The sequence below is a fragment of the Sandarakinorhabdus cyanobacteriorum genome, assembly GCF_002251755.1.
Lineage (GTDB): Bacteria > Pseudomonadota > Alphaproteobacteria > Sphingomonadales > Sphingomonadaceae > Sandarakinorhabdus > Sandarakinorhabdus cyanobacteriorum.
The window spans coordinates 1-6,737 of sequence record NZ_NOXT01000041.1 but is presented as its reverse complement, the minus strand read 5'-3'; the positions used below and the strand labels follow the sequence as shown (position 1 = coordinate 6,737).

Sequence of the window (6,737 nt, the reverse complement as noted above, 5' to 3'; positions counted from 1 at the left end):
GCAACGCCCTGACAGGAAGGCTCATGAATAAGGCGGGTTAACTCCCAGACGATCTTCGAGCTGTTTGACCTTTCGGCTCAGGGTGATCTGCTTGACGTTGAGGCTCGCAGCAGCGCGAGAGAAGCTCTTCGCATCGGCAGTCGCAACCGCATACCGCAGTTGGCGAATTTCGATCACGGTTCGTACCGCCGATCTGTGGCCATTACGCCGCTATCTTCGCCAGACGTTCTCCAATGATGGCATTGGCCTGCGCCATGATGTCATCGACCAGCTGCTGGCAGGTGGGGATATCGTTGATCAGCCCGACGACCATGCCGCAGCTCCAGGCGCCGGCTTCCATTTCGCCGTTGATCATGATGCGGGGATAGACGCCCGCAACTTCGTCGATGATGTCTTCGAACTTGATCGCGCTGCCCAGTTCCTTTTCCTTTGTGATCAGCCGTTCGACGGCGGCATTGGTCAGTACCCGTTCGGTGTTGCGCAAGGGGCGCATGACGAGCCGCGTGTCGAGCTCGGTCGCGGCAACGATCGCCTGTTTCACATTTTCGTGCACCGGTGCTTCCTTGGTGGCGATGAAGCGGGTGCCCATGTTGATGCCGTCTGCGCCGAACGAAAGCGCGGCAACCAGGCTGCGGCCATCGGCGATCCCGCCCGAGGCGACGAAGGGAATTTCCAGTTCATCGGCCGCGCGCGGCAACAGGATGAAGTTGGGCACATCATCTTCGCCCGGATGGCCACCGCATTCGAAACCGTCGACCGACACCGCATCGCATCCGATGCTTTGCGCCTTGAGCGCGTGGCGCACCGAGGTGCATTTGTGGATCACCTTGACGCCGGCATCCTTGAAATAGGGAAGGACCGAAGCGGGGTTGTTGCCGGCAGTTTCAACCACTTTGACGCCGCCGTCGATGATGGCCTTCACGTAACCCGGATAATCGGGCGAGCTGACGGTGGGCAGGAAGGTCAGGTTCACGCCGAACGGCTTGTCGGTCATATCGCGGCAGCGCGCGATTTCATTGGCGAGATCGGCGGGGGATTTCTGCGTCAGGCCGGTGATGATGCCCAGCGCACCCGCGTTCGAAACCGCCGCCGCCATTTCGGCAAAGCCGACATAATGCATGCCGCCCTGCATGATCGGATGCTCGATCCCGAACATTTCGGTGATGCGCGTTTTCATGGTCTCTATCCTCTTTCTGCTTTAGGCGTACATTGTACGTTTATTGACATGGCCACGCTTGTCAAGCCTCGCAGCAGCTATTTTTTGATCGACCCGATATCTTTCGTGCTGGCGATGAGCAGCAGCCAGCCCAGCACCAGTGCCAGCGCCCCGGTCAGCCCGAACAGCTGCGCCGCGCTCGCCCGACCGACCGAAAGGCCCGCCGCAATCGCCACCAGAAGGATCCCGCCAAGGAAAAACGGCGGCGCGCGGCGCGCGTGGACGGCGCCGGCATTGATAAACGTGGCGCAGGAAATTGTCGCCATCGCATGAATGGTCTGAATCTGCCCGAAACGGACCAGATCGACATTCGGCAGATGATTCGCCAGATGCGCCGACAGCATCACGGCCAGGGCACCTGTCGCTGCGGCCAACGCGCCAAGCATCATCCAGATCCGCTGCGACCACAACAGCCGGAATCCGCGCTTCAGCGGCGCATTACGCGGCCACCGGCACGCGCGCGGTGGTCAGCATCTGCCGTGCCTCGGCTGTCGTCGCGACATCACAGCCGAGTAGACGAATGATGTCGCCCGCCTTCTCCACCAGCTGCGCGTTGGTTTGCGCCGGAACGCCCAGATCGAGATACAGATTATCCTCCAGCCCGACACGGACATGGCCGCCGAGCAGGATAGTTTGGGCAACGATCGGGAATTGATGCCGCCCGACGCCAAAAGCGAACCACAGCGCGTCGGGGGGCAGCAGGCTTGCAAGGAACATCAAACTGGCCGGCGTCGCAGGCGCCCCCCAACTAACCCCCATGCACAGCTGGAACAGGCCGGGGCCATCGAGCCGGCCGTCGGCAATCATGGCCTTGGCCAGTTCGATGCCGCCTGCGTCGAACACTTCGAGTTCGGCGATTGCGCCCGCCGTGCGGGCCATGGCGGCGATCTCGGCGATATGCGAAGGCGTGTTGATAAAGGCCGCGCTGCCCAAATTCATCGTGCCCATATCCAGGCTGCAGGCATCGGGGCGCAGCGCCGCCACATGCTGCGCGCGCGCGCGGGGGGAAGACAGGGTGGTTCCCGGACCGGGCACCAAAACGTCATCCGTCCCCGGCACATATCGCCCGCCGATGCCGGTGGTCAGGTTGATGACCAGATCGGGGGCGCCCGCGCGGATGGCGTCATAAACCTTTCGGTAGAGGTCGAGCGCCATGCTCGCCTTGCCGGTTTCGGGATCGCGGACATGGACATGGACGATGGACGCGCCTGCCGCCGCCGCGCCCAGCGCGCTTTCGATGATCGCAGCGGGCGACACCGGCACGGCATCGGATTTCAGATGATTGTCCGACCCGCCGGTAATGGCGCAGCACAGCATGACCTTGCGTTTCATCGTCCGCTCCCTCTTTGTGTCCGTTGCCCGTCAATCAGAAACGCAAATGGCTTCGCCGTTATAAGCGTCGGACCCAGCGAGCCACAGCAGCACTTGCGCCGCTGATTCAAGGTTGATCGTGAAGCCAAGTTCCACACCGGTGCGGCTGAAACGCGGGCCACCCTTGGCGGGCTTTTCGCTGAACGCCGGAAAGCGAACCGCAGTCCAGCGCGTGCGGCTGGCGCGCAAATCACGCTCCATATCTTCCTTGTCGGCGATGATCGGTTGCAGCCAGCGAACAAAGACAGGCAGCACGAATTTGCGAAAAAAAGCGGTGCCCGAACCATCGACGCCGATGTTCGAGACCGCGACCATCCGTGTGCTCCGATCGCCAATCGCCGCCAGCAGCCGCCGGTTGCCGTCTGCGCAGATGCTGGTAGGCTTGCCATCACCCTTGCCGCCGACGCCGAGCGACTGGATCACGGCGTCGACGCCAGCGACCAGCGGTTCCAACGCCGTGGTAAGCACATCGCCAGCCACCACTTTCACGCCGTCTGGCACCGCTCCCAGTTTTTCAGGGGTTCGCACCAGCACGGTAATTTCGTGTCCGGCACGAACCCCTGCGTCGAGCACGGTACGACCCAGAGTGCCCGACGCCCCAAAAAGCAAAATCTTCATCTTAGGCTCCCTGCTTCTGGAATTGCATCGCGCCCGGCTCGCCTCCGCGCCAGGCTCCGGTGATTTTCTTTTCGCGCTTCTCAAATTCCAGGAAGCCTCCGAACAGGGGCTTGGCCGGATCGGAGCCTTCGCCGCTGCCAATTTTGAGCAATTGCAGACAATGCCATTCGAGGATGGCCAGCGTGTTCAGCCCCTTCATCATCTTGAAATTGCTGTTCGGCCCCAGGAATTTGGGGCGTGCCAGCCGCAGCGCGCGTTCCATCGCGGGCAGATCGGTGATCTGTCCCTTGAGCAGCTTGGCGACACTTTCGGGATCGGTCGCCAGCGGGCGCCCGACGCCGACCAGATCGGTCGCGCCGCTTTCAATCGCCGCATTCATCCCGTCGCGCGACCGGAAACCGCCCGTGACCAGCAACGGGGTTTTCACCGCAGCGCGGATTTGGGAGGCATATTGCAGGAAGTACGCCTCGCGCGCCGCTGTGCTGCGCGACAAGGCTTCGAACCCGTCGGACATGGAGCCGCCTTCGCCCGACGCCATGGCCGGGCTTTCATAGGTGCCACCCGAGATTTCGAGCAAGTCGAGTCCCTCGGCTTCCAGCCACTTGGCGACTTGCAGCGAATCGTCGCTGTCAAACCCGCCCTTCTGGAAGTCCGACGAATTGAGCTTGACCCCGACGCCGAACGACGCGCCAGTGGCCGCACGAATCCGGCGGACGGTTTCGACCAGCAAGCGCGCCCGGTTCTCCAGACTGCCCCCCCAGCGATCGTCGCGCAGGTTTGAAAGCGGGGAGAGGAACTGGTTGATCAGATAGCCATGCGCGCCGTGCAGCTGAACCCCCGCAAAGCCGAGATCGCGAGCGATCTGCGCGCCTGTCACAAACGCCTCGATCACGACTTCGATCCGCGTGTCGCTCATCGTCATCGGTGCGGCATATTTGCCGCCCGGCAGGATGACTGCGATATCCGAGGCCGAATCAGGCCGGGGGTTCAAGGCCTTGGGCGTTTGCCGTCCGGCGTGGCTAAGCTGCGCCCACAGTTGTGCTCCACCGGCCTGAGCCACCTCGGCCCATTGGCGCGCCATGGCGCGATCATTGTCGGTCATATGCGCATCGAAAACGACATTGCCAGCGCGTTCCAGATGCCGCCGGTCGACCGGAACATTGCCCGTCAGCAGCAGCCCTGCGCCGCCGTTACCCCAGATTCGGTACAGATCAATCAGCCCTGGCGTTGCCGCATTGGCGGGTCCCGCCAAACCTTCAGACATCGACGCCTTGGCAATGCGGTTCACCAGCTTGCTTCCATTCGGAAAGACAAAGTCGCTTCCTATGACTCCTGCGGACCCAGCTTGATGGTTCACGTGCTTCTCCACTCTGATCGTTCAATCTAAATTGCACCTTGCAACTGGAATGCTAGTTATGTACGCTGTACGTGTTATGCAAGAACAATAATTCGAATATGGGAGAGGGCGATGCTGGGGGATGTCCGCGCGGCGACACTTATAACCGGGGCTTCCTCGGGAATTGGCGAGGAACTGGCCTACCGTTTTGCGCAAAACAGAGACCCGCTCGTGCTGGTCGCGCTTCCCCCGGACGCCGCAGCTTTGCAACGCGTTGGCGCCAAATGCCGGGAGCTCGGCGCGGCAGAAGTGCACTGCATCGAGGCCGATCTTTCAAGAGCCGATTCGATCGATGCGATAGAGCGCGAGCTCACAGCATTGGGTCTATACCCGAGAATTCTTGTCAACAATGCCGGCTTTGGCGTCATGACGCCCTTTGCGTCGGGCTCAGAAGAACAACAGATCAAATCGATCCTGGTCAATTGCGTGGCTCTCACCGCGCTCAGCCGCCGTTTTTTGCCGGGCATGATCGCGCGGAAAAACGGTGGAATCCTGAATACGGCCTCCACGGGAGGAATGGTGCCGGGCCCCGGAATGGCGATCTATTTCGCAACAAAGGCCTTTGTGATCAGCCTGACCGAGGCGCTGGAGCACGAATTGCGCGGAACCGGCGTTAGTGTGACGGCACTTTGCCCTGGCCCTACGGTAACGGCGTTTCTGGAACGGTCTGGAATGACCAATTCGCAGATGTTCGTCAGCATGAAGGCGATGACCGCGTCCGAAGTTGCAGAAATCGGATACCGGGCCTTCCAACGGCGCAAGACCGTTCAGATTGCCGGAGTTCGCAACTGGTTCGCAATGCTTGGCTTGCGGCTGATGCCGCGCCGGATGCGGTTGAACACCATCTGGAAACTGCATCAGCCGACAACGGCCGGCTGAACGGAATCCGTTGATTTGGTCCAGCCCATCGCCCCGTCGAAACAGCGTTCAGCGCGCTGCATCGCTCCCCACCAGGCGAAAAATGCCGGGAATGGAATCCTGCAAAAGTTGCTGCACGTTGACGCCGAACACCAGTTTGTGGGCGTGATGCAGCGCCAGCAGGCCGTGCATCTGCGCCCAGACCAAATGCGCGGTGCGCGCCGGATCCGCGTCGCTGGCAGTGCTGGTCAAATAGCCGGAAACGCAATCGACCATCACATCCCACGGACGGGCATCGCGCAGCCGTTCCGGGCCGAATCTCCCGACAACCTCGCGATAATCGTCAAATTGCCACGCGTTGAACAGCAGTTCATATTCCGGGCCGTGCGTCAGCCCGTAAGAGATATAGGCGCGGCACACCTGCTCAAGCCGCTCTTCGGCGTCTTCGCTCACAGCCCGCGCGCTCAGATAGTCGCTGAGCTGTCGGAACAGTCGGCTGCGGACCTCAAGGAACAGCTCGTCCTTGCTCGCAAAATAATTGTAGGTCGACATGGTCGACACGCCCAATTCCTGCGCCACCGCGCGCATGCTGACCGCAGCGAAGCCGTGCCGTCGGAAAATTGCCAACGCCGCATCGCAGATATTCTGCCGCATCACGGCCCGATTGGCGGCGGTGTCCCGGCGCGGACGCTTGGCGATTGCTTGCGATTTGATCTTGCTGCTCCTGTAGAAAAATTGGCAATATACAACGTACGTAACATGAGGTGGGTTTGATGTCCAGTTTGCAAGATGTATTGCAGCGCGCGGTTGCGCAACACCCAGATCGCAGACTGCTGCGGATTGACAGTGAAAGCTGGACGGCGGCAGACATCGCCCGGTTGGTCGATATTGCCGCCGCCGCGTTGCGCGAGGATGGACTGACAAAGGGCGACCATGTCTGGTTGCTGTTGGCGAACTGCATTGATTTTGTTGTCGCGATCATGGCCATCAGCCAGTGCGGCGCGGTTGCCCTCCCGCTCAACCCCTTGTCGGGTCCGATGGAAGTCGAAGGATATGCCGCTGTCGCGCCGCCGCGTTTCGTTCTGTTGGACAGCAATCTGGCGCGGCCCGAAATGCGGGGGGTGATCGCGTCATGGGATAATCGCGAGGACCGCATCACCTGCATGGGAACCAATATTGTCCTGATCGCAGTCGATCAGAATGCTCACGCCGACGCCCGTAACGCCGATCCCGACACATGTCAATGGACACCCAGTGTTACGAGCTAACGCGACACCC

The 6,737-nt window shown here is 61.2% G+C and carries 8 protein-coding genes and 1 pseudogene; 2 read left to right on the top strand and 7 right to left on the bottom strand.

The features are described from left to right. Positions 1–39: 39 nt before the first annotated feature. The 6 genes and pseudogenes from CHU93_RS00880 to CHU93_RS00855 form a co-directional block, all read right to left on the bottom strand. Positions 40–177 (bottom strand): annotated as a pseudogene (locus tag CHU93_RS00880) (LysR family transcriptional regulator); the annotation flags it as partial. A gap of 25 nt (positions 178–202) precedes the next feature. Then, entirely contained in the window at positions 203–1,177 is a 975-nt protein-coding gene (locus CHU93_RS00875; protein ID WP_094472335.1) for an NAD(P)H-dependent flavin oxidoreductase, read from the bottom strand. A gap of 77 nt (positions 1,178–1,254) precedes the next feature. After that, entirely contained in the window at positions 1,255–1,605 is a 351-nt protein-coding gene (locus CHU93_RS00870; protein WP_094472334.1) for a hypothetical protein, read from the bottom strand. Positions 1,606–1,654: 49 nt separating this feature from the next. Then, positions 1,655–2,548, bottom strand: a complete 894-nt coding sequence (locus CHU93_RS00865) for a beta-keto acid cleavage family enzyme (RefSeq protein ID WP_094472333.1) — start codon at positions 2,546–2,548, stop codon at positions 1,655–1,657. Positions 2,549–2,578: 30 nt separating this feature from the next. Next, complete coding sequence (locus CHU93_RS00860) at positions 2,579–3,205, bottom strand: NAD(P)-dependent oxidoreductase (RefSeq protein WP_094472332.1); 627 nt, start codon at positions 3,203–3,205, stop codon at positions 2,579–2,581. Between the two features lies 1 nt (position 3,206). Then, the gene (locus tag CHU93_RS00855; RefSeq protein ID WP_243375043.1) at positions 3,207–4,493 is read right to left on the bottom strand and encodes an NADH:flavin oxidoreductase/NADH oxidase family protein; all 1,287 of its coding nucleotides are present in this window, start codon (positions 4,491–4,493) and stop codon (positions 3,207–3,209) included. Positions 4,494–4,673: 180 nt separating this feature from the next. Between CHU93_RS00855 and CHU93_RS00850 the strand changes: the two genes are divergently transcribed. After that, positions 4,674–5,480 carry an SDR family NAD(P)-dependent oxidoreductase gene (locus CHU93_RS00850; RefSeq protein ID WP_094472331.1) on the top strand — a complete coding sequence of 269 codons (807 nt, stop codon included), beginning with the start codon at positions 4,674–4,676 and terminating at the stop codon, positions 5,478–5,480. Positions 5,481–5,528: 48 nt separating this feature from the next. On the opposite strand, the gene CHU93_RS00845 is transcribed toward CHU93_RS00850, so the two are convergent. Then, a complete protein-coding gene (locus tag CHU93_RS00845) occupies positions 5,529–6,113 on the bottom strand; it encodes a TetR/AcrR family transcriptional regulator (protein ID WP_094472330.1) in 585 nt (194 codons plus the stop codon). A 119-nt stretch (positions 6,114–6,232) separates the two neighbouring features. Here CHU93_RS00845 and CHU93_RS00840 point away from each other — a divergent pair, with 119 nt between their 5' ends. Next, on the top strand, positions 6,233–6,727 hold the full coding sequence (locus CHU93_RS00840) for an AMP-binding protein (protein WP_094472329.1): 495 nt from the start codon (positions 6,233–6,235) through the stop codon (positions 6,725–6,727). The last annotated feature ends 10 nt before the right edge of the window (positions 6,728–6,737 follow it).